Source organism: Irregularibacter muris (genome assembly GCF_024622505.1).
Taxonomy (GTDB): domain Bacteria; phylum Bacillota; class Clostridia; order Eubacteriales; family Garciellaceae; genus Irregularibacter; species Irregularibacter muris.
Window position 1 is genome coordinate 119,005 of the sequence record NZ_JANKAS010000004.1, and the last position, 26,019, is coordinate 145,023.

A 26,019-nucleotide genomic window follows, 5' to 3' on the forward strand; every position below is an offset into this window, starting at 1 on the left:
TTTCCATTCCTCATTTTCTAAAATCTAAAATATAAAAAGGGATTGTAGCTAGAGCTACTTAATCGGATAACAATCATAAACATACAAATAATCAGTATCAAACTGTGTAATCCATAGGCTATCCCATTTTGTAATGATTTTTCATTTATTTTTATGGCTATATCTTTTAATTTTTTTACAATCGGAGTAGAAAAAATCCCCGAAGCAAGCACAATATACCAATAGTCATTGATATAGACTAAAGCCTTGTTATTGATCATTGGGTTTGTCCCTAATCCCATCATGATCTTGATAAAACCTATTCCTTGGCTAATATGATCTACCCTAAAAAATACCCATCCAATAAGAACAATACATAATAAGTAAATGTGCCTAAATATTTTTGGTAATTTCTCTAATAAATTTCCTAGGATAGCTTTTTCTAATGTAATAAGCACTCCATAATACAGTCCCCAAATGACAAAGGTCCAATTTGCCCCATGCCATAAGCCCGTTAAAAACCACACGACAAATAGGTTTCTGTATAGTCTTATCTTAGACACCCTATTTCCCCCCAGGGGAATATAAACATAATCTCGAAACCAACTCCCTAAGGAAATATGCCATCTCCTCCAAAACTCAGAAACTGACTGGGATATGTAGGGATAGTTAAAGTTTTCTAAGAAATCAAATCCAAGCATCTTTCCAAGGCCTGTGGCCATATCGCTATAACCACTAAAATCAAAGTAAATTTGAAGGGTGTAGCATAGAATTCCAAGCCAGGACTCCACTATGGATAAATTGGAGAGGCTACTTGCAAACACTCCATCAGCCACCAATGCCAATTGATTTGCCAACAACACCTTTTTAGATAGGCCAAATACAAATCGATTGATTCCCTCCGCAAATTTATCTAGGGAATGTTTGCGACTATTGATCTGCTGGTCCACAGTTTGATAGCGAACAATAGGTCCTGCCACTAACTGGGGAAATAGGCTAATATACAAAGCTAAATCAGACAGCTTCCTTTGAACCTCGGCGTCCTTTCTATAGACATCTATTACGTAGCTCATGGTCTGGAAGGTAAAAAAGGAAATTCCTAAGGGCAATTTTATGCCTTTTATGCCGAATAAGAAATCCGCATATTTAAATACCACGAGTAAGGCTAAATTAAATAAAACCGATACCCCTAACCAAAACTTTTTATTGGAGTCTGAATCAGCAGCCACTTTAAGGCCAAAAAAATAATTAACCATTATGGAGAATACCATTAAATAAATATACTTAGGTTCTCCCCATGCATAAAAAAACAAACTCGCTATTAATAATATAGGGTTTCTAAATCTATTCCCTAATGAATAATAACAAATTAGAACAATGGGTAAAAATAAAAATAAGAATATTAAACTGCTAAATACCATTTTTTTCTGTCCTTTCTAGATTGAATAAAAAGCCTCGTCTATTTCTTTATCTTCAATATATAAGATATCATATAGCTTACCATCCCTTCCTTACAAAACCCTTTCGTCATTCTTACAGTTTTGTCAAGAAAGAAAAAAATCATTGGCCTTTCTCCCTCTTTGGAGTGCCAATGATTTTCTCTCAATATTCCTATATCTTTTTTTATATGCAATTCCCTCTGTCTGCCATGTGCCTATTCTACCGTTCTAATCTCCTCTGTTATTTCTGTCTTATTTACCTGATAGATAGGGCCTAAGGTGGCTAAATACCCGATAATGAGATTAATGACCAGCACCAGGATATAGGGTTGCCATTGTAAGAAAAACTGTTTCTGATAAAGGGGGAAAGGACTAATATAAGCCCAATACAGGAAGGTTCCCAACTGGATGAGAAAGGAAATACTACAGGCAAAGAAGGCAGATATCCATCCGTAGGCTAACCCTTCAAACTGTATCATCTTTTTAAACTGCCTTTGGGTAAGGCCAATAGCCTTTAATATCCCATGTTCCCTTAGTCTTGAAAGTAAGTTGTAATTAATATTATTATAGATGCTCAATCCACTAATAAAAATCAGAATCCCTGCAATCGTATTGCGTAAGGTTTTATATTGTCGTCCTGATTCTTCTGTACTTTTTTGAAGTTCTACTTGGTTCATTAAATTTGTCCCTGGGATAACTTCGGAAAGCTTTTGTACCTTTTTCTGTAGTTCCTGATACTGGGTCCTAGAGGCATTATCCTTCATATCAATGCTAATAATCCGATAACCATCCATTCCTGTAAATTCTTTAAAACCTTCTTCTGTCATCAATAAGTAGGGAGCATTTGAAGTTCCCAAATGAAAATTATCTTGTACGGGAAGTTCCTCAATCATGCCTGTTATGGTAATTTCCTTGTCTATATAGGCCTCTTTATACTTTTCATAGTCCATGATGAGAAGATAATTCTCTATGGATTTTTCATAGCCTTCCTTTGGATAGGCCACTTTGATTTTATCTCCTACTTTAAGGTCAATAACTGGCTCCTTTTTTTCTTTTCCCGTTGCACTCACAAAGGTGCCTTTTTCAGTAGCTTTGGGAATATACACAAGCCCTTGAAGCTCTTCTGCCTTTAAATCTGGAAGATGTCCTGCCTTTAAGTCTTTCTCTAAGGGTTTTAGCTCCTCTGGGGATAATCCCAAAATAGTATTACGAATAGTGGTCTTTCTTTTGTCCTCACTCTCAAAGGCAAATCCACTCTTTCCTTCTACGGGAGCTGCTGACTGTACCCTAAGAGCCATATCTCTTTTTTGCATATATTTAAGATAGTTTCTCCCAAAGTTTCCGTTTAGCGCTGTCGTTGGGAACTCTAGTCGGGAATAGACTACGCCTCTAGCCAAAACATCTTCTACTTGGGGAAGCTTTTCTAATTCTTTTATTTCATCTAAGCTATAGACTTGTTTTATCGGGGCACCCTCGTTGACATTAAGAGTAAATTCGTAGGCCTTAGACTTGTAGATATTGTTATAATATTCCCGATCCCGGTCAAACATCTCTGCCCTAAAGGAACCTACCATATAGATAGAGCATCCTATGGTCATGGTAATGGCAGTAAAAAGTAATGCTTTTTTATTTCTCATGAGGTTTCTATAAGAAATCCTATTGGATATATCTAAGTGCCCCTCTATCCAACCCTCTCTATCCTTGAATTCTATTTTCTTATCCTGAGTATTTCTCTTCATGGCTTCAATGGGAGAAATTCTTCCTGCCATCCATATCGCTCTCCCCCCTGCTGCCAGCACAGAACCCAATCCTATAATCAGGGCTAGTTGAATAGCCCTTGGGGAGATAAGAATGATGTCCAGTTTCCCTCCTAGACCTTCTACTGTAAATAAATCCATATTTATCCCTTTAAACAAATGAACAAAAACACTGCCTGCCAATACCCCCAATATGGCACCTATAACATAGATGATCCCTATTTCGCCTAACATCATATAGATCAATTGTTTTTTAGTAGAGCCTATGGCTCTTAGAATACCGTACTGCTGAATTCGCTTCAACGAAGAAATATTATATACGCTATAGATGACCATTCCACCCACTAGCATTAAGACAAAAGCAATTTTTACTAATTCCCAGTCTATTCCCTCTAGATTTCCCATAGCATTTAAGAGCATTTTGTTGGGGAGGATTTCTTCATCCTTTAAATTCAGGCTCTTTCCCAATGCTTTGATTTCCCTTGGAATATCTGTTTTCTCCTTAAACTCCACCAGAGAATTGATATGTTCTTCCCTTCCCAGGAGATTTTCTTTATGATAGGCCACATAGCCCTCCATATTTCCAGTAGATTTTTCATCTGCACGATCTTTGATTATACCTGTTAATTTAAATTCTTGGGGCTCTCCCCCTTGTTGTAGGGGGATATTTAAAGTCTGGTCAATCTTTTTCGATAGATTAAGACGCTCCAACACCCATTCTTCTAAGGCGATTTCCTTGCCCTTGGTGGGGAATCTTCCTGTTAGAATTTTTGTATCCTCCATATAGAGGATATTTTCCTCCCCTCCAAGGAGATTGACCCTTAGGCCATTTCTTGCCATCCATGTGTCATAATAAAACATATTGGCCAATTTTTTTACCTTAGGGTTGCTCTGAATTTGATGAATATCCCCTTGGTTGACTTCTCGAAAAATGACATGTTGAGCACCGGTTGCCTTTTTTACATTGAGTACATCCGCATTTCGTGAACTCTGGGATAAGGAGCCCATGGTTACAATAAAAAAGATGCTGAGGAAAATACTTAGGATCATTGCAATGGTTCGTTTTGGATAGTTAAGCATATATTTTAGGGATAATTTAAGATGCTTTTTCATGATCATTCCCCTCTTTCCATAATCCTACCGTCTTCCAAGCGAAGAATTCCATCAGCCATTTGGGCTAGTTTTTCGTCATGGGTAATAATGACTAATGTTTGATGATATTTTTTTACAGAATATCTTAATAGATTGATTACCTCGATACTGGTTTTGGAGTCTAAATTCCCCGTCGGCTCATCCGCTAATACGATAGAAGGTCTTGTGGCTAGTGCCCTGGCAATGGCCACGCGCTGCTGTTGTCCCCCTGAAAGTTGATTGGGTAAGGATTTCTTCTTGTCTAGGATGTTTAATGTTTTTAATAAATCGGTGATAAATTCCTCATCAACCCTTTTGCCATCCAGTTCAATAGGTAGGGTAACATTTTCCCATACATTTAACACAGGAATGAGGTTATAGGATTGAAAAATAAATCCTATCTTCCTTCTTCTAAAAACAGCTAGATTTTCATCTTTCATGGTGTAAATATCCTTGCCATCAATCAACACTTTTCCCTCTGTAGGTCTGTCTAATCCTCCTATGAGATGAAGCAGGGTAGACTTTCCTGACCCCGAGGTTCCCACAATAGCCACAAACTCCCCTTCCCTTACTGTACAATCTACATTATCCACTGCTTTTACAGTAGTAGCTCCATTGGAATAATATTTTTTTAGCGCTTTGGTTTCTAATATGTTCAATACCCTCTCTCCCTTTTACCGATCCTACATTCTAAGAATTTTTTTCTTTATTGTCTTCGGCCTTAAGATCAATGATACTCCCCCTTCCTTACAAAACTCTTTCTCCATCCTTACAGTTTTGTAAAGTAAGGAAAATACTAAATATTGTTCCTTTTCCCTCTTCGGAGGAGGCAATGATATTCCCCCCTTGCTTTTCTAAAATTCTTCTGGAAAGATAAAGTCCAATCCCCGATCCTTCAGTATTAACCACAATAGGAGATCTTCCTCGGTAGAATCGATTAAAAATATTACCGATTTCCTCCTGACCAATTCCTATGCCCGTATCCTCTATATCTATTTTGATATAGGTCTCTAATTTTTCCACACTCACCTTGATTTGTCCCTTTTCTGAGGTATATTTCACCGCGTTCTCTAATACATTGAAAATAGCTTCCTGAGTCCATTTGGTATCATGGGGAATATTGATACTTTCTATTTGCTCAAGATTGATTTGGATATTTTTTTCTAGAGCTTTTAAATATATTCCATTGATGGCCTGAAGGATGGTTACCTTAATATCCCTTTGCTCCTTTCTTAGTTGAATGACCCCCGCTTCTAATCGAGTTATTTTTATTAGAGAATTGGACAGCCATTCCAACTTTTCTACCTCAGCTTTTATGCTTTTTTGAAACTCTTCCCTTTCTTGTACATTTAACTGTTCCTCTAAGAGCATGTCATTGAACATCTTTATGGACGCCAAGGGTGTTTTTATTTGATGGGATATATCTGCTACTAAGGACTTGATATTTTCTTTCTCATGCTTTACATCTTCTAAGTTTAATTTTATTCTCCGTCCCATTTGATAAAATTGAAATTCTAGTCGGGATAGGATTCCCTCTTCATCTTCGCTATAGTGTGAAACATAGGAAAGATCACCATCCATTATCCGATCGATGGTGAAGGAAATTTTTTCTAGCCTATTGATAAAGCCCTTTATTACATATAAAAATAGGGCTCCATTACAGACAATACCTAAAACCATTATTCCAATATTGGTCATAAGGATTTTATTGATTTCTCCTTTATAAAGAGGAGTACCAGACAACAGGATATACATACTTCCAATCAAGACTGCAGTTATAACAAATAGTCCAATAATTAAAGTGAGAAAACTTTTCTTTACCGTGGGATCCTTTCTCAGTTTCATAAGGCATGACATCCTTCATTCCAAGTATATCCAATGCCACGAACCGTCTTTATATAAAGGGGATTGGAAGGGTCATCCTCAATTTTCTCTCGCAGTCGTCGCACATTTACCGCTACAGTATTTGGGTCAACAAAACATCCATCAATATCCCAGAGCTGGGACAATAATTGTTCCTTGGTGATAATCTGCTGGGGATTTTTCATAAGATAAGTCAAAAGTTTAAGTTCTGTCTTGCTTAAAAAGATCTCCTTACCTTTTTTGATCAATACCATCTTTTCGGGAAAAAACTCTAGATCCTTTGAAATAATTTTTCCTAAAGCCGAAGGAATATTTCTCCTGAGCAAGGCGTTTATTTTAGAAATGAGGATGGTTAGACTAAAGGGTTTGGTAATATAATCATCTCCTCCCATGTCCAATCCTGTCACAACATCCACCTCTTGATCACAGGCCGTTAAAAAGACAATGAGGGTGTTTCTTCTCTGTCGGATTTCCTGACAAAAGTCAAAACCATTGCCATCGGGCAGGGTAACATCCAAGATAATTAAATCTATCTCCTGTTCTCTAAGATTTTCCCTGGCTTCCTCTATGCTGGAGGCAGAGAAAACCTTATAACCTTCCTTAGTCAATTTAAAGTTTATTCCTCGGTTTAAAGATTGATCATCTTCTACCAATAATATCTTTTTCATATCATTTCTCCTCGTATAATATAAGGATAGGTATGTATTTTACCTATCCTTCTGATTTTTCCCATCATTTAAAACTTTTCCCATAAATATTTTTCTTTATTTCATTGTAAGTCTTTCCCTTATAGAAAAGCAAATAAAAAAAGATAGGTAATCATTCTACCTATCCTCATAGAAACATACACAGCATTTATATTTTCAAAACAGCCTCTTTTAATTGATCCATAGCTTGTTTATACTCTTGAAATCCAATTAATTCTTCCTCTGGATTCTCAATAAGTGATTGCAATAATCTTTTTCTTATTATCTTCTGCCCCTGGACATCTACTTCTAGAGGCATATCTTCAAAATAGGGATTATCTGAATAATCATATCCGGCGTCAAGTAATCCGTCTACGTATTTCCTAAACCATTTACTTGCTTCCTCTTTTTTCCCAAGCTCAATATATAGTTTGCAATATTGATAAGCCCCTGAACCCATCCCTATTTTAAATATCTTTTGCACATGATTTAATGCATCTAAGTATACATCTGCCTTTTGATAATCTCCCTTATCCTTTGAGATATTTCCTAGGATGGCCAGCATGGCTGTACTCTGGTTTAAATATTGTAATAACATGCTTTTGCAAAGATGCTGAGCATCTTTGGCCTTTCCCTGTTTTTGCAAAAGAGATGAATACAATACCATTGGGTCGATAAATGAATTTGAAAGTTCTTGAAGTGCCTTTTCACTTTCCTCATAGTTTTCTAATATCATTTGAATGCTGGCAATGGAGAACAAAGCATGGGAGACATACTTTGGCTCTTTGCTTTCCACTACTTGGCAAAGAAGGGATAGAGAATATTCCATTCTTGATTTTATATCTTCCTCTGTGGTCCCATCTGACATCATAGCATACATTTGAATCAAACCTGCGATAACTAATTTCAGATATACACTATTGGGGTATTCTTCCAAATATATTTTACATTTCGATTCCCCTGGGACATAACCCTCGTGTAAAAAAACCTCCCGCAATTTTTGTTTTAGGCTGATCACTTCTGATTCAGAAAGCTCCCGATGGAAGGACAATAAGACATCTAAAGATGTATTCAATGCCCTGGCCAATGGGGATAATAAAGCAATGTCCGGTGTGGAATTTCCATTTTCCCATTTACTCACTGCTCCCGCTGAAACCCCAACCATATTTGCTAACTGCTCCTGGGTAAGATCTTTTTCCTTTCGCAAACGCAAAATGGTATCTCCAATATACAAATGATTCATATTTCCCCTCCTATTGTCTTGATACCTTTAGTGTAACCCTTATTCACGCACTGAACAATGGAGGGTAAATCATCTTTTAGTTAAAAAAACTTGAGTCGTATTCATCTTATATATCCAAACCATCACTAGCCTTTAATTATAGAACCAACCCATAACCACTTTAGAATCTTGTTTTGTAAATTCCTGAGAAATATTCTAACAATGTACAATATTTGAGGGATTTATTCTTATAACTGTTAAAGGGTTAAGGGGAGGATAAGTTTTTTATTTTCAACTATCCCATAAAAATAGCTGTAGGGAGAAATAAATTCCCTACAGCTATTTTTCAATAAATTATCTACCTCTTTGCTATGCGCTATATTCAAAATTTCCAAAGGGTTCTCCTGTAAACAGATATTGCTGAATTTCTTCAAAATTCATTCCCTCTAAACCTAGCTTATCTATGGTCCAGCCTTCATACCAAAGATCTCTATTTAATAAAGAAGAGGCTAAGGTGATGATGGAATCCATGTTATGGGTTTGAGCGCCAATGGTCTTGGCCAAGGATGCCCATACCACCAATCCATAAGGAATATCCTCGGTGATGTATCTATTTTGTAAGGATCCCGGTCCCTTCATTTGAGAAAAAACATCACTTTTACTATATTGTTTATATAGACTTTCTGCTTTATCGGTATATCCTATGCGGGCTAATCTTTTTTCTACAGGTATTTCTTCAAACCCAAACTGCCTACAAATTTGAATTCTTTCCCCGTCCACTGCTTCAATGACCTTGACCACACTGGGGGTAATGCCCTCGGTATACAAGTAAAATTCCCCATCGCTATACTCTATTCTCCCAGCATTTAATAAAGATGGTGCCGGATGGGTTACAGGATTTCCATTGTTCAAACTTGTTTCTAAAACATTTTCCGCCAAAACCAAGTCTGGATAAAACTCCTTGAGTATAGGGTATATTTTTTCATTGTCTTTAGAAGGAAAATTGGCGCATTTTATATTTTTAGCTAGTAACTGCACAGTTACTTCCCCTGGTTTATTTATTCTACACCCGTAAGTAAGGGAGGAAAATTCTGTGATATAAATTTTCTTATTCACATGGTATTTTTTCAGGATCTCATTTATTCTTAAGGCCGTTCCTGTTGAGGCAAGATTTAAAACCATTATCTGTCCATCTTCTAAATAAGGTATACATTTTTCAACAACAGATTCTACAGCAAAGGAGGGTAATACAATAAAAATAACCTCTACTCCCTTAATGACCTGCCCAATATCTGTGGAAACGTAATTTAGCCGAGCAAATCCTTCTCCCGCTTCCCCGTGAATTGTAATGCCTTTTTTTTCTAAGATAGGCTTGAGATTTTTATCACTTCTGGACCACAAATTTACTTGGTGACCATTTAATGCTTGGTGAGCAGCAGTAGCATAACCACCATTTCCTGCGCCTAATATCGCTATTTTCCTTGACATAATCGCTCTCCCTCCCGTTTTATTGAATTAACTTTAAATTCATCTGCTAACCGGTGAATTCCTCTCGCATATGAACCTTATCTCCATCTATTATATAACATTAATTTTTTATTGTCTAATGTTCTATATCAAGAAAAAGATTCCTATTGAACTAAAAAAGTGATGAACAAAATTCATCACTTTTCTAGATTGACTATCCATTTTTAAGGTTCCATCTTTTACAAGGAGGGATTATCCATATTTTTACTTCAGGCGGGATAGAGTTCCCACCTGAAATTTTAATGTTCAGCTTTAGCTGAACCAGCTTGCTTCCTTGTCTATTATTTTGAGTAAACAACATCTGCCAAATTGAAAGCAATAACCTTTTTTAATTCTTCTGGACTAATCTCCACCTGATATCCAATTTTCCCAGCGCTAAATATAATGGTTTCAAAATAAGTTGCTGACTGATCAATCGTGGTTGTAAAGCTTTTTTTCATCCCAATAGGTGAGCATCCTCCATGGACATAGCCTGTAATCTTCAATAGGTCCTTGGATTTTATCATTCTAATTGATTTTTCCTTGACACAATGAGCAGCCTTTTTTAGATCTAATTCCTCTGCAACCGGAACTAAAAATACATAATATTGATTGTTACTCCCTAGGGTGACCAGAGTTTTAAACACCTGTTCAGAATTTTGATGCAAAGCATTTGCAACATCCATTCCGCTAATAGCCCCTGTATCTACATAACAATGACTTGTATATTCTATTTTCATTTTGTCTAATATTCTCATTACATTGGTTTTATAAGCCATATCCCTCTACTCCTATTCTATCTATTCATCAAATTTCTTTAACTTTAATCTTATTTTATTATATATCTTTATCATATAGGGTTCAGTAGAATAGACCCCTACCTCCTCTAGGGGTATCCATTGAACGTCGCTATTCTCATCGGGTTTAATGATAAGTTTTTCTTCTTCATCAGCCTCCATCAAATAGGTTACAGATAAATGAAGATGAGGTGCCACATACTTTCCCTTTTTTATATGTCCTTCTACCGGTAAAACATCCAGAGACAAAATATTCTCCTCAAGAATAGAAATATTCTTTACTCCTGTCTCCTCCTTGGCTTCTTTCATTGCGACATACAACAAATCTTCCTCTCCATCAGCATGCCCCCCTACCCATGACCAAGACTGATAGATATTATGATACACCATCAAAACCTTATCTTTATGCTTATTGATTATAAATGCAGAACTTGTCATATGGGCAATTTGGTTTTCCCTTGTTAGGATGTCATTAAAGGTACTGATACATTGTAAAATTACTTCTTTATCCTTTTTCTCTTGCTCATTCCAAGGTACATATTTTTCTATGGTATCGATCCATCTCATACTTTGTCTCACTCTTTCTTTGATCTTTTAGGAATTAATACTCTCTTGTTTTTAAAGGTCCTCTTATTTTCATTATAACAAACATCTCCTTTTAAAAGGAATGGTTATCAGCATATCTCTAGTATTATGTTGTACTTTACTTCTTTGGAGAATAAAAACATTCCCTATAAGTAAAAATAAGATAAATAAGATTATGAAAGTAGGTGTATTATCCTATGGAAATTAAAGAAGGAGTAATGGTTCCCCTGGGTTATGGTAAATTTGCTCGTTCGGATAAAATCATTAGCTTAGAACGTATAGAAGACGAGAGAGGCCCTGGAAGAAGAACAATTGTCTATGTTGAGGAAGTTGTGCATCCTATGGTAGCGTCTAGAACTGAAAATTCTATTTTGGCCAATATGGTAGAAATACCTAGAGAAGAATTGGAGGCTTCTGCAGCCCTAGAACTTTTGTATGATATACAAGATGATATCCAGAAAATCGGTCCTATGCTCAGGAAAAGCATAAAAAAAGAAGCAAGCTTTGATATTGATAAAATTGAAAAACGGATAAATGAAATCCTGCAACATGAAATTGAATTTGATGATGTGCATTAGCTGTGTTCTAACATTAAGAAGAGCATTCGGTGTTGACACTGTCCACGCATGAATGTGTAGAGTGTGCAATCTATATCCAGATTATATGTATATACAAAACAATCCAAAGGACTTGCCCCTTTCTATAATCAGTAAGCAAGTCCTTTGGATTATTATAACAACATTATCTTAATTAATTATCATGCTAATTTAGCTATAGGCTTTCTCTAGAGCATCCATAAAATCTTTTACTAAATCATTTTCATTTTCAATACCACATGAGATTCTTAAGAGGCCATCTGTAATGCCCATTCTAAGCCTTTCTTCTCTCGGCACTTCATAATGTGAGCTCATGGCTGGATAGGATAAAGTTGTACGATAGCCACCTAAGGTCATGGCATAATGTGCAAAATTTAAGTTTCTCATAAATTCATTCATCTTATCTTTATCTTCTGGAAGTACAATACTAAGCATTCCACCATAATAACCCTTGAATTGCTGTTTTGCCAGCTCATGTTGGGGATGATCTGCAAGGCATGGGTGATTTACCTTAATTACATAAGGGCTCTTCTCTAATGCCCGGGCAAGGGCTGCTGCATTTTCAGCTTGGCGTTTAACCCTTAGTTCTATTGTTCTAATTCCCCTTTGCACTAACCAAGATGAAAATGGATCCGATTGGGAACCTAACAAAACTTGAAGCTTATAGCACTTTGCTATTAAATCTTTACTTCCTGTAACAGATCCACTTACTGCATCACTGTGTCCGCTTGCAAATTTTGTAAGACTATTTACAACTAAGTCTGCACCTAATTCAAGAGGTTTTACTAAAGCACCTGTCATAAATGTATTATCTACAATAAAATATGCATTATTTTCATGAGCAATATCCCCTATAGCTTTTAAATCAGGAACGGCTATCATAGGATTTGAAACGGTTTCGGTATATAAAATCTTTGTATTTGATTTTATAGATGATTTTACTTCATCTAAATTTGTAAAATCAACAAATGTGGTTTCTACACCATACTTTCCTAATATATCTGTGAATATCTCCAGACTTTCACCATAAAGGGTTCTGTCTGATAAAATATGATCCCCTGCCTGGGTAAGAGCAATTACAGCTGTTGAAATAGCTGCCATGCCTGAGCTACAGCATATGGAGTCTTCCCCATTCTCAATATATGATATTAATTCTATAAGACATGATCTATTAGGATTTCTATTTCTATTGTAGCAAAATCCTTTTTCATCATACCTTTTTTGTAAGTCCTCTAAGTCCTCAACATTAAAAGCTGTTGTCATATAGATGGGAAGTGCCTCAGGGTTTGTTACTGGATATCTTGTATAGGCTCCTTTTGAAAGTACATCGGTCTCAAATGTAAAATCCTTATCTGTCTCTTTAAACATGTAAATCCTCCTTTTAAAATAAAAAATATACATTAATGATCATGATCTATCCTTTATACTTTTCTTACGCTTTAACCTTTCCATAAGCCCTTTCAGCCTCTAAACGAATTTTCTTTCTAATATTTTCTTCTACTTCATTAACTTCAGGATCATCCTCATAAAAAACATAGAAATTCGGATCTGTCTTGCCTATTCCCATGTAACGTGCCTTATAATCCTTAAGAAGTGCCCAGAATTTCTTTCTAAGTATAAAAAGAGCTAGAAGGTTGGTAAATACCGGAATCACCAGGGATATATCTACGATTGTCCAAAATAGCTCTGGGCCATTTCCAGTTAGTACAATTGAAGATACAATGATGATATTGGGAATTGGAAATACAAACTTAAAAATTTTAACAACTTTATCCCTTAAAATAGGTTTATATCTTAATGCATGATTAAATATCGCTAAATAATAAGTAAACCAACCTGATGTTGTTGTTAAACCAAAAAGAATACCCATCATACCTATAAATAGAGTTCCAAAACGTCCATAAGCACTTTCATAAGCCATTATTGTCAGTGTAGCCCCCGCCTGCCCACTGGTCCAAATACCTGTTGATAAAATTGAAAGTGCCGTAACAGAACATACAATTATCGTATCTATAAACACTTCAAATGATCCCCAAAGTCCCTGTTTTATGGGATGTATTGTATTTGCAGAACCGTGAATTAATGGCGATGGTCCTTGACCTGCTTCATTAGAGTTTATAGAACGAGCAATACCCATTTTTATAGTTTCTGAAACTGCTACTCCTACAAAACCACCTACGGCAGCTGTACCTGTAAAAGCATCATGGAAAATTGAATAAACAACACCAGGCATATTCCCAATATTTATAAAAATTAATCCTAGGCCACCTAAAAGGTATGCTGTGGTCATAAAGGGAACAGCCCTTGATGAAAATTTTGCAATTCTTGGTGTGCCCTTCCAAATTACATAGTATAAAATCACCGAATATATTAATGTAGTAGCAATCATATTAATATGAAAAGACTCACTAAGAATTTCGGAAATAGTATAGGCTTGAGAGCCCCCAAGGAACTGAGCAACAAATCCAATACCGAAAGCAACAGCCAGGACATAGCCGAACTTATGTCCCATTTCCCTTCCAATACCCTTTTCCATGAAATAAGTAGAACCGCCAAAATATTCTCCTCTTTCATTTTTTGAGCGATAGTGACAACCTAATGCCGTTTCTACCAATTTTACCATCATGCCAAAGATTGCCCAAATCCATAACCAAAATACAGCACCTGGCCCCCCAACAGCTATAGCCGTTGCAACACCGCCTATATTCCCACTGCCTACACAACCACCAATAGCAATACACACCGCTTCAAAGGGTGTTACTTGACCAGCGTGAATATCATTTGCTTCTTTACTAAATATACTGCCAAATGTCTTTTTCATAATATGCCTAAAATGGGTTAATGTAAAAAATCCAGAGCCAACTGTAAAATATAATCCTACTAAAATTACAAAACCTAGAAACGGTGTTCCCCAAAGGAAACTACTTATTCTATTTAATACTTCCGCCAACACAATAATTCCCCCTTTGTTTTTTTGTGATTTGCCTTTTCCTTACAAGTCATTCACAAAAATATTTTTCGGCCGAATAAATATTTCTGGTTTTGCACTGAAACTTTCAATATTCATTCTAAAGCCTATATTAACTATAGAGTCAATAGGGGGTATGAATTTTATTATGATACTCATAATTCACAAAATATTTTCTTTTCAACTTTCATATAGAATAAAACATAATAAAAAGTGTTGACTCTATTCTTACTATACATATTAAAATAACTTATAGTTTAATAATTACTTAAAATTAGGAGGATGATAAAATGGAATTTTCAAAAGCATCAGAAATTCTTTATAAAGGTAGAGTAGTGAAAGGCATGGATTTTAATAAGCCTGAAGCATTCCCACTTTTTGCGAATACTTCCTTTACCATGAAGAGTTTAGATGAAGTAAAAGAGGCATATAAGTCTAAGTACACCTATGTAAGAACGGGGAATCCCAATCGAGACTCTTTGGCAGAAATCGTATCTTCTTTAGAATGCGGTGAAGATACACTAATATTTTCATCAGGTATGGGGGCGATTACCACCACAATGCTAGCTTTAGTCAAACCAGGAGATCATATTATCTGTAATCGTAATATTTATGGTGAAACATTTGATGTTATGGTAAAGCTCTTGTCTACCTTTGGAGTGGAAACCATCCTTGTTGATTTTGATGATATTGAAAATGTAAGAAAAGCTATTCAACCTAATACAAAAATGATTTATTCAGAAGTGTTAGCTAATCCAACCATCAATGTTGCTGATATCCCTACTTTAGCTAAAATTGCCCATGATCATGATGCCCTTCTTATGATAGACAACACTTTCACATCACCAATTGCCATACAGCCAATATCCTTTGGTGCTGATATTGTTATCAACTCTATGACAAAATTCATGAATGGTCATAGTGATGCAATAACAGGCTCTATTACAGCATCCTCAGAAATTATTGAAACAATTCGTCCCATAAGAATGCTTTGTGGTACACCTGGTGATCCACACGCTTCCTGGATGATGATAAGAGGGATACAGACAATAGATTTAAGGCTAAAAAAACAAATGGCTAACGCTGCTAAACTAGCTAAAGCCTTGGAAGACAATCAATATGTTTCAAAAGTAAATCATCCAAGCCTTGAAAGTTTCCCACAACATGAACTTGCAACGAAGCTTTTCAAATCAAAGGATACCATGAGTGGCATTATGAGCTTTATCATTCCGGAGGATGAGAAAAAAATAAATGCGTTTATGCAAAAACTTCATTTTGCACACTATGCCACTACCCTTGGAGGCTTACGTACAACGCTCAATCATCCTGTAACAAGTTCTCATAGTCATATGCCAGATGAAGATAGAAGAAAAATGGGGATTACACCAGGTATGTTCCGTCTTTCAGTAGGCATTGAAGATGTAGATGATTTAATTACCGACTTTATGCAGGCCCTTCAGGTTTTCGGTAATTAATTTGTCCTTTGCATTCAATAGCATTAAAAACAAATAGAATATAAGTCCTTCCTCTTTATTCCATTAGAGGCAGGACTTGTATTGTAAATTTTATGTTGTTATAATATTCATTATGAGCCATGAAAAATGCATATATTTATTGATCAAAAATTATTCAATATCTATCCATCTCTGTATCTCGGATATCTTTTTTATATTTTTCTTTTCATTTTTGAAAACGTATTCATAATAGAATTAGTGAGATTCCATTTCTCCAGAAAAATATATAAAATTTTTCACTATCCTATACTCTTTTTCTGGTGATATGAACTTAAATGCAATAGAAAAAAATAAAATACATTTTATAAACATACATTTTTCCAAAAATATTGAGATTAGCATTTTAAGACAAAATTATTAAAAGGAGGATGTGCTATGACAGAACTATACTCTATTGGTGAAGTTGCTAAAACTATGGGGGTATCTGTACAGACTTTACGATATTACAGCTCAATTGACATACTGCATCCAAAGCATATTAATTCTTTAACAGGATACCGTTACTACTCTGCGGATCAATTGCATTTTATCGATCGTATTAAATACCTACAGAAATTTGGCTTATCTCTAAAAGAAATCAACAATATCATTAATAACAATGATATCACCCAACTTCTTTCAATATTAGAAAAGCAGGAGACAGAATGCTATAAAGAAATAATCAAGCTTCATGAAACTATTGATGATATTGAATGGTATAAAAATTATTTTTCCTATATAAAGGATAATCATGACAACAATAATGAAGATAATAATGACATGGGGATTACCTATACCAAATATTTTAAAAAACGCTATATGGTTACCACCAAGATTATACAGAACGAACCAAAATCAAATTTTCATATAAGACTTCATGCTATTAAAAATAGTAAAAAGTTTAAGAATCTAAAATATATGCGTCAATTCTCATATATTTTAGACTATGATAGTGTTTTGGAAGGTTCATTAAATCCCCTCTATCTTGGTATGTTTATCAAAGAACCACCGCACTTTCAAAACTGTAATATTATGGACATCCCTGAGGGTAATTATTTTTGTTTTAAGGCGAGAATTTTAAGTGAAAGCTGGAATCCTCAACCTATACAAATGTTTTTTAGTAAAACAAAAGAAAAACCTGTTCTTGTTCTAGCAAATGAATATGAAAATGATCTACATGAATATTCCCATTGTATTTATGAAATACAAATTCTAATCCCAAATTCCCACCCAACTTTATAAGCAAATAAATTCAATATTCTTCTTGACTCTATTGCAATCATAGACTATATAATTATAAATACGGCTATTGATTGAAAGGAGTTGGTTTTTTATGAAGAAAACATCTTATTTATATGTTATTTTTGCTGCTACACTATGGGGTGGAATAGGGGTGTTTTTTAAAATTCTCAGTGGGCTAGGTTTTTCTCAGATGCAAGTAGTTGCTATTCGTGTCACTAGTGCTGCCATAGCCCTTACACTTTATATTCTTATCAAGGATCCATCCTTGTTAAAAATAAAGTTAAAGGACTGTTGGTGTTTTGTAGGTACAGGCATAATCAGTCTTGTATTTTTTAACTGGTGCTATTTTACAGCAATAGAATTGACAAGTTTAGCTGTCGCAGCCGTTTTAATGTATACTTCCCCTATCTTCGTCATGCTTTTTTCCACTATTTTATTTAAGGAAAAAATAAATCTTCAAAAGATTATTGCACTTATTATGACATTTATAGGCTGTATTTTTGTTGCAAATATCTTCCATTCTAGTGCCAATAACTTTTCAGCCATAGGAATATTAGTCGGTATAGGCTCAGGAATTGGGTATGCTCTATACAGCATTTTTGGAAGATATGCTATTGAAAAAGGATATCACTCTATAACTATTTCTGAATATACTTTTGTCTTTGCTATGATAGGCTCCTTACCGATTAGTGGTTTAATAAAATCCCTGCCTATGTTAGTGAATACACAAGCTGTAACTAGCACCCTTGGCATAGGTGTACTTTGTTGTGTCTTTCCATTTATTTTATATACTAAAGGATTATCTAATATTGAAAACAGTAAGGCTGCTATTATGGCCACTATTGAACCTGCTGTTGCCACACTTCTTAGTTTCTTTCTTTATGGTGAGAAACTATTAAACAGCAAGGGAATAGGGATATTCCTTATATTTATCTCAGTTCTATTGTTAAATTTAGAACCTAAGGATAATAAAGCAATAAAGATTAAGTATATATAATTGTATATAGAGAAAATGGACCACAAATCCTTTATTTATTTTCAAGATGATTATAAAGCTGGCAAAAAAGCTAGAGCTAAAATTTAAGGAGAACCATAAAAGCTATGGTTCTCCTTAAATATTGAAATTTTTCTGTCTATGCAATTTCATTTATATCCACATATTCAATAATAATGGGGTTGTTACCATCTTTTTTTGCCTTTGTAGATGCTAAACTTGCACGATTCACCAATTTATTGATCAATGTTTCTGATATATTTTGTCCTTTGTTCTCTTGTCTCTTCCATCCAGTAATGCCTATGGATACTGAAACGGGTATGTTCTCTAAAAAAGGATATGCCTTGATAGCCTTTGTAACCTTTTCAGCAAATGGTTTACTCTCTTTTATACTATAAGGAGCTACTATAGCAAATTCATCTCCACCATATCTGCATAAATAACAGTTTGACCCAAGATTACTTTTTAATATATCTGATATACTTTTGAGTATTCTATCCCCGGCGATATGTCCATAGGTTTTATTTATGTAACCAAAGTTATTCAAATCTATAAAAATTATTGTAGCATTTTTGTCCTGTCTTATTAGATTATAGATATTGTAAAACATATAATCGCTTTTATATAAATCAGTAAGGGAATCAATGTATTGACCTAGTTCAACATTTAAGATTGTCCTTGTGACATAGCCTATAATCTCCTCTTCTTTTTCTACAAGTAAAACCTGAATATCCCTATTTCTACTAAATATCTCTTTAATTTCCCATATGTATATATTACAATCAACGCATATATATTTATCCGACATAACGTCGGCAATTATTCTATTTGGATGTGCGCCTATTAATTCTTTTTTTGTAAGAATGCCAGTGAGTGTCTTTTTTGCATAGGCAATAAAGCATTCAATATTATCCTCTTGAAAAATTTCTTGAATTCTTCTAACTCCATTTAATATATTAACTTTCATAAATTTTTTTTCCATTATATTTGAAACCCTCATTATCATAATTCAATGGATTTGCTAACATTAAGAGTTATATTTACTTGTGCTTTTATTACCATTGATTCGTTAGCAATTCCTTCTCCTTCCTCGATAATTATTGGAATAAGTTTATCCTTTGATAACATATTCAATAGAGCTTTTCTTACAACAATAGCCTCAATATATTTATGTTGAACTTTAATTATTTCATATTGTTCCGGTGAAAGTATATCTACCATTCTTCTTGCGGCCTCTGGACCTATCGGCGCTTTTTTCCCTACGATCAATGCATCTTGCATTGGAGGCATTTCAAATTCTGAAAGGCGCATATTTATTTCAGCTTTTTTTGTTCCTTCGGTTTTACCATCCATTAAATCTTCCACCTTCCGTAGATATAAGTAATATATTATCATATTTTGTCTAATTTTTCCATTACAATATTTGTAATTGATTACACTTTAAATGTCTATTTCACTCTATTCATCATAAACATTATATTGATTGAGGATAATAGGTGTTTTCTTCTGATCCTTTCCTGAAAAGAAAAAGAAAAGCAGGAGATTCTTTGCATTTTCTCCTACTTTTCTCTGTATTTTTCTTATCAATCTTTTTTATCGAAATGAACTTTTTATACTCTCTTTACCAGCAATCCTATCCTCATTCATAACAAAGATATCTTATTACTTGCAACGCATCATAATCGAACTAAAATGACGTGATCCTTGAGAAGAAAGCAAACTTAAATAGAGTATCATAACTTAATGTTTCACATTTGGAAACATTAAGGATATGGTCAAACCTGAACCAAGTTGTGATTTTGCATCCACTTGAATGGCTAAATCATAAGCCATTTTCCTCACTAAAAAGAGTCCCATACCCGTTGCTTGTCTTGTATAACTACCTTTCCTTCCTGTAAATCCCTTATCAAAAATAAATGGTAAATCCTCTTGAGATACCCCAGGTCCATTATCACTAATGTGCAAAATGATTTGATCACGCCCTTCATCATAAACCGTTTCAAATTTTAGAATTGCATCATCCTGATTCCCTTCAACGTATTTTGTAGTATTGGCGATGATTTGTTCTACTATAAAAGCCAATCCCTTGGGGTCAGATAAAATCTTCATTTCCTCCCCTATAAACTGTATATGAAAAGCCGCTTCATCCAATAAGGTTTTATGCTTCTCCATTGTCTCTTTACAAAATGCTAATAGGCTTATTGGCTCAAAAATATAATCTTTATGAACAGCCCCAAGTCTTGCAAAATACAAAATTCGCTCTACATCTCCAAGCATTTGATCTTTGACATGAAACATACGCTGCCTGACAAGGGGAGACATTTCGTCACTGCGGTTATCTAATACCAATGTCATCAATGACAAAGGCTTTTTCATTTCATGAACCCATCCTTCTATATAATTTTCATAATCGGCGAGCTCAATGACTTGATCATTAAGTTTGGACTGATAGGATCTTATGACACTGCCTATTCTACGAATATGCGACCGATCTGTCTTAGGAGATAGCCTACACAATATTTCTTCCTTGGTTTCATTGGGTTCTAACAGAAAATCCTGAAGGGCATCTTCTATTCCTTCTTGCTTTCTAACCATAATGAATAAAGACAAGACTATCATTGCCAGAGTAAACACAATCATTAATCCTACTAAAACCATAAATGTATCCGGATAGGCTAACCAAGCGAGAAAGCTAAACAGAATATCCGTAACAATCAAAATGATGAACCATAATTTATAAGCATCAAAACAGTCATAGATTCGCTTTATCCATTTCATGTTTTTCTCTGCCCCCTAAGTCGGTATCCCTGACCCCTAATTGTCTCAATTTGATTGTCCAAGTTTAATTGAGACAATGTTTTTCGTAAACGAGTCAGATTGACTTGAAGTGCATTTTCATCTATATATTGGTCTGTTCCCCATAAAAGTTCACTCAATGTCGACTTGGATACAATCTCAGGTCTACGCTGCACTAAAGCCAATAAAATTCTTCCCTCATTAGCTGATAACAACAAGGATTGGGATCCCTTATATAAGGTAAAGGTATTTGGGTCTAATAAAAAACTGCCACCATCTACTAGCTCTGGTTGCCCTTCAAATCTTCTTAGCAGGTTTTGAATACGTGCTAATAATCTATCTCGATTACATGGTTTGGTGAGATAATCATCTGCACCCAAATGGAGTCCATGTAATTCATCCTGCAGCTTATCTCTAGATGTAAGAATCAATATTGGACCAATTCCTTGGGATTTTAGACTTTTGCAAATTTCAAAGCCTGATTGTTCTGGTAAATTGATGTCTAACAAAACTAAATCTGGTGCCAAAGTGACTATTTGAGGAACGATATTATGAAAATCTGTAATTGCCGCCACTTCAAACCCTGCCTTCTGCAATATATCCACTAACTCTTCTCTCATCAATGAATCATCTTCAACAATTGTAATCCTAATCACTTCGCCACCTCTTTCCATGTAAAATATACCCCTTCCTTAATCTATATTTGGTTTCCAACGGAGTTTATCGATCTCATGATCCGCTGAACGGGCAACTGCTACTCCATAAATCACAAAAATCAAAATAATGATCCCAACAAAGGCAAGGGCAATAGGATACAATAATGCATTTTCTTCGATGTGAATCATAACAAAAGAAATCATCCCCCTTATGCCAACAGCTCCACTGACGCATGCCAGAGACATAGGCAATAAAAAGGTCAAGAGCACCTGTCTATGCATGGATTTTTTCATTTGATTACGTTTTGCCCCCAACATGGAAAGTGTTATATAACGCTCACCGGTCTGCTTCATCTGCGTCAAAAATTGTAAAGCTAATACTGTACAGGCAATGATCAAGAATAAGAATCCTATATAGAGTAAGGTATAACTTCCAGCAACAACATAGAAAAGTTGTCGTCCAAAGTTTTGTAAATAACTTTCAAACTGGAAACCTGAAGAGGTTAATAAATCCCTAGCCTCCATCATGGGAACCATTAAACCTTGTTGCTCTTGCAATTTTTGGGGAATGCGAAAATTCCAATAGGATGCATAGGTTTCCCTATTTACTAGTTGTTCAAACATTGAATCCGGAAGGATAAATGCTGAATGAATTTCTAGTGAACGGTCTGCTACCAATCCTCTCATTGGAGTTGATGAGCGTATATATATGGGTTGATCATTAATGCTCATTAAACTTTGACCCTTTTGTGCCGCCTTTTCAAGAATACCATCTAGCACAGGCATACTTTCCAGATTATCCATAGGCACAAAATTCGGATTAAAGTATAAAGCAATTTCATCGGAATGTAGGTTCAACGGTTTTTCTCCTATGGCTTCTAAAAGTCCATCATAAGATGATTCAGGAATGACGTAAGGTGCTATGGCTGCATCAATCTCTAGTACCCCAAACAAATTAACTGCTTCAGGGTTTTCTGAACTGATGGAATAGTTTTGCAGTTCGCCAGATAAAACTTGCTTTTTAAAGTTGCTTGGCAAAGCCATAATAATTTGCTCTCTTAATTCAGACCAGTCTACCAAGGATAAAGGAAAATCGTCTTCCCCTCGTTCATCCCGAACTTTCATATTTCCAATTTCCAAAAGGTTTAAGTCTTCTACATAGGAGACCATTTTTTCTGAAGTAAGAAATTGCTCAACCTTTTGATCCTCCCCATTAACTGTAAAATCATATAAGGAGGAACTCCTTGTAGTCGCACTTTCCAAACTCATAAAAGTTGAAGCACCATCTGCCAGCAAAATGATAGACAAGGTGATGAGAATGGATGTTATCGCAACAGAAGTAGATTTATTGGCTACATTCTCTTGAAACTGCCTTAATGTGAAGGTGTGTAGCCCTTTGGTAGCTTTACGCTTAGACAAACTTGTGAGTAGGCCCAGTAATTTTCCAAATCCCCTCATAAAGAAGATGGTTCCTAAACTTCCCAGAGCCAATGCCCCAAACAAAAGCATTCCACCAAAATCCATAAAATGATATAAAACAATCCAATAGGCAACACCTAGTAAAGCAGAACCTACAAATAGATTCAGTATATTGCCTTTAAAATTTCCCATATCTTGTTTCTTATCCATTTGCTCATAAAGTAATTGATGGACCTCTTGATTAAATAATCTCCCCCCAAGCATGAATAATGCAATAAACTGGATAAATAAAAAACCAATGATGGTAAAGAAAATCGCACTGATGGACAAACTCATTTGATGCCCAATGATGCCCTGCCCCACCAATTTAGAAACTGTTAGGCTGATGATTTCAGCCAAAAATCCTCCTATTAAGACACCTCCAATGAGGGCAAAGATAGAAGTAATCAACCCCTCTGCCAAGAGTTGCAGAACAAGACGTTTTTTGCTCATTCCCAGCATGAGATACAGTCCAAACTCTTTACTCCTTCGATTTAATTGATATCCATTAGCAAACAAAACTAAAAAAAACAATAGAAATAAAGCAAATAGATATACAATGGGCATTTGAGCTAAAAGTTTGTCAATAGCATCACTTTCAAACTCCTTTAAGAATAATATAATGTCTTGCCGACCAAGTGAAAGAATGATATAAAAGGATGCTATTGCGGTTACAAGGGTTGCAAAATAGATTAAATTCTCCTTACGACTGCGTTTGGCATTACGATAGATTAGACTAGAGAACATTCGCACTACCTCCTCCAAGCTGAGCCATCAATTGCATTATCCTCTCATAGAATTTTTGACGGGACTCATCCTGTTGGCGACGTAATTCATGAAATATAACACCATCTTGTATAAAAAGAATTCTAGAACAAAAACTGGTAGCATTGGGATCATGGCTTACCATCAGAATGGTTCTTCCCCTTTCATGATTAATCGCTGTCAACTTATTCATTAAAATTCTTGCAGAACGTGTGTCTAATGCGCCTGTCGGTTCATCTGCCAAAACAATATCGGGCTCAGAGATTAAACTACGGGCAGCGGCTACCCGCTGTTTTTGTCCGCCAGACATTTGAGCTGGAAATTTATTAAGAATATCCGCGATTTCTAAAAAACCTGCTAATTCATCTAACTTAGTCCGTGCTTTTGCAAAATCCATCCCATGAATAGATAGGGGTAATAGTATATTTTCTTGGCCAGTTAAATTATCCAGCAATGCAAAGTCTTGAAACAAATATCCAATTCGACTCCCCCGATAGTCCGCTAAATCCTTGCTATCAAAAGCACTAATATTTTTCCCATTTAAAAGCACACGCCCAGATGTTGGCTTTATAATGGTTGCGATGCAATTTAATAATGTAGTCTTACCCGAACCACTTGGTCCCATTATTCCCAAGAATTCTCCTGGGAAAATATCAAAGCTAACACCTTTTAAAGCTTTTGTTATATTGTTTTTCTTGCCATAGTTTTTTTGTAAATTGTGGACTTCTAATAATTTTTCTTGTCTGAACATTATATAACGCTCCTTTTTATTATTTATTTCCCGAAAATATTATAGAATTCAGCTATCCACATTATAACAACTATAAAAGACGATAAACACTTACAAATGGTGTAAGGAAACCAACAGAAAAGGAAGAGAGTATCCCCTGAACCCTTAAAGAAGAAAGATTCAAGAAGTATGAATAGAGAGAAACAATTATGAAGAAGTAATAAAGCTTTTTAATTTCCATAAAAATAAAAGCCTTACTACAATTTGAATTGTTGTAAGGCCCTTAAAAATTGTATTATGCTCTCCCTTGAAAAAATAATGAAAACTCTTACTTATTAACAACAGCTTCAAATGTAATTACTTGATCTGATTTAGTTGGGTATTGTCCGTATTCATAATCCGCTGATATAACTATATCTTCAAACCCGATTTGTTTAAGAATCATTTTAAACTCCTCAATTCCATACCAACGAAGTGGAAATCGTTCTAATTCTGTTTGTATGAGGATGCCATTTCTCCATTTTTCATAGCGATTGTGAGATATTGTGTACTGATTGATATAGTCCACTTCAACGATTTTACTTTCTAATGTAATAATATCACCATTCTTAGTTTCCCAAGTTCTTGTTGATCCTTCCCCAATGGACAAATCCGTTTGCAAAAATATATCTAAAATTAGTCTGCCTCCATTAGAGAGATGGTTATAGAAATTTTTTAAAGCTTTAATGGAATCTTCTCTTCTATGCAACAATAGAAATGTCCCAGTTGGCACAATAATAGCTTCATAGTTTATTCCTAAGGAAAATGTCTCCATTTTTCCTTCAAATAATTTTGGATTTAATCCCCTTTTTTCACAGTTATTACGACATATTTCCAGCATTTCTGCCGAAACATCAAAACCATCAACTTTCAAGCCTTTTTCTAAAAGTGGAATGAGGATACGACCTGTTCCAACTCCTGGTTCAAGAATATTTCCCTTACAAGATGCTAATCTATCACTATAAAATTCTACATCTCCAAATGAAAGACCAATATATTTGTCCATATCATAAACTTCTGAAGAAAGTTTACTATAATAACCTAACATAAATTCATCCCCTTTTTCTTCTAATGCGTTATGGGTTTCATAATTTCTTTCACTGGGCATAAACTCCAGTAATTTTTTGGTAAAACCTTCTTTCGGGTGCTCTAATCTCGCGGATTCTTTTCAGTAATTCATCAAAATAATCTTTTCCAAAAGGTTTCCATCTTCCATTTTAATCCCCCTTATCTAGAATAGATATCATATCTTCTTGATTATCAATACTTACTAGCCTATGATTTGAGGTGAATATGCCCTTTAACAATTCACTATAG

At 35.1% G+C, this 26,019-nt stretch carries 22 protein-coding genes and 1 pseudogene; 4 read left to right on the top strand and 19 right to left on the bottom strand.

The genetic code is table 11. The features are described from left to right. Positions 1-17: 17 nt before the first annotated feature. From NSA47_RS06265 to NSA47_RS06305, 9 genes are all read right to left on the bottom strand, one after another. Positions 18-1,235 (bottom strand): MBOAT family O-acyltransferase, encoded by a 1,218-nt coding sequence (locus NSA47_RS06265; RefSeq protein WP_373370308.1) that lies wholly within the window; start codon positions 1,233-1,235, stop codon positions 18-20. 398 nt (positions 1,236-1,633) lie between these two features. After that, positions 1,634-4,288 carry an ABC transporter permease gene (locus tag NSA47_RS06270; protein ID WP_257530101.1) on the bottom strand — a complete coding sequence of 885 codons (2,655 nt, stop codon included), beginning with the start codon at positions 4,286-4,288 and terminating at the stop codon, positions 1,634-1,636. 2 nt (positions 4,289-4,290) lie between these two features. Further along, positions 4,291-4,965: an ABC transporter ATP-binding protein gene (locus NSA47_RS06275; protein ID WP_257530102.1), complete on the bottom strand. Its 675-nt coding sequence runs from the start codon at positions 4,963-4,965 to the stop codon at positions 4,291-4,293. Positions 4,966-5,053: 88 nt separating this feature from the next. Next, entirely contained in the window at positions 5,054-6,151 is a 1,098-nt protein-coding gene (locus tag NSA47_RS06280; protein ID WP_257530103.1) for a sensor histidine kinase, read from the bottom strand. Beyond that, the gene (locus tag NSA47_RS06285) at positions 6,148-6,837 is read right to left on the bottom strand and encodes a response regulator transcription factor (RefSeq protein ID WP_257530104.1); all 690 of its coding nucleotides are present in this window, start codon (positions 6,835-6,837) and stop codon (positions 6,148-6,150) included. The genes NSA47_RS06280 and NSA47_RS06285 overlap by 4 nt, the downstream gene beginning before the upstream one ends. A gap of 187 nt (positions 6,838-7,024) precedes the next feature. Next, positions 7,025-8,098 carry a helix-turn-helix domain-containing protein gene (locus tag NSA47_RS06290; protein WP_257530105.1) on the bottom strand — a complete coding sequence of 358 codons (1,074 nt, stop codon included), beginning with the start codon at positions 8,096-8,098 and terminating at the stop codon, positions 7,025-7,027. A 348-nt stretch (positions 8,099-8,446) separates the two neighbouring features. Beyond that, complete coding sequence (locus tag NSA47_RS06295; protein WP_257530106.1) at positions 8,447-9,565, bottom strand: NAD/NADP-dependent octopine/nopaline dehydrogenase family protein; 1,119 nt, start codon at positions 9,563-9,565, stop codon at positions 8,447-8,449. A 320-nt stretch (positions 9,566-9,885) separates the two neighbouring features. Continuing rightward, on the bottom strand, positions 9,886-10,362 hold the full coding sequence (ybaK, locus tag NSA47_RS06300) for a Cys-tRNA(Pro) deacylase (protein WP_257530107.1): 477 nt from the start codon (positions 10,360-10,362) through the stop codon (positions 9,886-9,888). 21 nt (positions 10,363-10,383) lie between these two features. Beyond that, positions 10,384-10,947 (bottom strand): NUDIX hydrolase, encoded by a 564-nt coding sequence (locus NSA47_RS06305; protein ID WP_257530108.1) that lies wholly within the window; start codon positions 10,945-10,947, stop codon positions 10,384-10,386. Between the two features lie 215 nt (positions 10,948-11,162). On the opposite strand from NSA47_RS06305, the gene NSA47_RS06310 reads away from it, so the two are divergent. After that, on the top strand, positions 11,163-11,543 hold the full coding sequence (locus NSA47_RS06310) for a hypothetical protein (protein WP_257530109.1): 381 nt from the start codon (positions 11,163-11,165) through the stop codon (positions 11,541-11,543). Positions 11,544-11,732: 189 nt separating this feature from the next. Here the strand turns inward: NSA47_RS06310 and NSA47_RS06315 are convergent, their stop codons facing one another. Both NSA47_RS06315 and NSA47_RS06320 read right to left on the bottom strand, forming a co-directional pair. Beyond that, a complete protein-coding gene (locus NSA47_RS06315; RefSeq protein WP_257530110.1) occupies positions 11,733-12,929 on the bottom strand; it encodes a trans-sulfuration enzyme family protein in 1,197 nt (398 codons plus the stop codon). Between the two features lie 64 nt (positions 12,930-12,993). Then, positions 12,994-14,514: an alanine/glycine:cation symporter family protein gene (locus tag NSA47_RS06320; protein ID WP_257530111.1), complete on the bottom strand. Its 1,521-nt coding sequence runs from the start codon at positions 14,512-14,514 to the stop codon at positions 12,994-12,996. 305 nt (positions 14,515-14,819) lie between these two features. Between NSA47_RS06320 and NSA47_RS06325 the strand changes: the two genes are divergently transcribed. From NSA47_RS06325 to NSA47_RS06335, 3 genes are all read left to right on the top strand, one after another. Beyond that, positions 14,820-16,004: an aminotransferase class I/II-fold pyridoxal phosphate-dependent enzyme gene (locus NSA47_RS06325; RefSeq protein ID WP_257530112.1), complete on the top strand. Its 1,185-nt coding sequence runs from the start codon at positions 14,820-14,822 to the stop codon at positions 16,002-16,004. Positions 16,005-16,418: 414 nt separating this feature from the next. After that, complete coding sequence (locus NSA47_RS06330) at positions 16,419-17,264, top strand: MerR family transcriptional regulator (RefSeq protein WP_257530113.1); 846 nt, start codon at positions 16,419-16,421, stop codon at positions 17,262-17,264. Between the two features lie 91 nt (positions 17,265-17,355). Then, on the top strand, positions 17,356-18,261 hold the full coding sequence (locus NSA47_RS06335) for a DMT family transporter (protein WP_257530114.1): 906 nt from the start codon (positions 17,356-17,358) through the stop codon (positions 18,259-18,261). A 136-nt stretch (positions 18,262-18,397) separates the two neighbouring features. On the opposite strand, the gene NSA47_RS06340 is transcribed toward NSA47_RS06335, so the two are convergent. From NSA47_RS06340 to rhuM, 8 genes and pseudogenes are all read right to left on the bottom strand, one after another. Further along, a complete protein-coding gene (locus tag NSA47_RS06340; RefSeq protein WP_257530115.1) occupies positions 18,398-19,225 on the bottom strand; it encodes a diguanylate cyclase in 828 nt (275 codons plus the stop codon). Between the two features lie 35 nt (positions 19,226-19,260). Beyond that, the gene (locus tag NSA47_RS06345; protein WP_257530119.1) at positions 19,261-19,611 is read right to left on the bottom strand and encodes a hypothetical protein; all 351 of its coding nucleotides are present in this window, start codon (positions 19,609-19,611) and stop codon (positions 19,261-19,263) included. A gap of 387 nt (positions 19,612-19,998) precedes the next feature. Beyond that, positions 19,999-21,036, bottom strand: a complete 1,038-nt coding sequence (locus NSA47_RS06350) for a sensor histidine kinase (protein WP_257530121.1) — start codon at positions 21,034-21,036, stop codon at positions 19,999-20,001. Continuing rightward, the gene (locus NSA47_RS06355; protein WP_257530123.1) at positions 21,033-21,728 is read right to left on the bottom strand and encodes a response regulator transcription factor; all 696 of its coding nucleotides are present in this window, start codon (positions 21,726-21,728) and stop codon (positions 21,033-21,035) included. Before NSA47_RS06355 ends, NSA47_RS06350 begins: the two co-directional genes overlap by 4 nt. A gap of 18 nt (positions 21,729-21,746) precedes the next feature. Further along, positions 21,747-23,915, bottom strand: a complete 2,169-nt coding sequence (locus NSA47_RS06360) for an FtsX-like permease family protein (RefSeq protein WP_257530125.1) — start codon at positions 23,913-23,915, stop codon at positions 21,747-21,749. Continuing rightward, the gene (locus tag NSA47_RS06365; RefSeq protein ID WP_257530127.1) at positions 23,905-24,684 is read right to left on the bottom strand and encodes an ABC transporter ATP-binding protein; all 780 of its coding nucleotides are present in this window, start codon (positions 24,682-24,684) and stop codon (positions 23,905-23,907) included. The genes NSA47_RS06360 and NSA47_RS06365 overlap by 11 nt, the downstream gene beginning before the upstream one ends. 307 nt (positions 24,685-24,991) lie before the next feature. Beyond that, positions 24,992-25,750, bottom strand: a complete 759-nt coding sequence (locus NSA47_RS06370) for a class I SAM-dependent methyltransferase (RefSeq protein WP_257530129.1) — start codon at positions 25,748-25,750, stop codon at positions 24,992-24,994. 52 nt (positions 25,751-25,802) lie between these two features. Continuing rightward, positions 25,803-25,901: pseudogene (gene rhuM, locus NSA47_RS06375) on the bottom strand (RhuM family protein); the annotation flags it as partial. Positions 25,902-26,019: the final 118 nt, after the last annotated feature.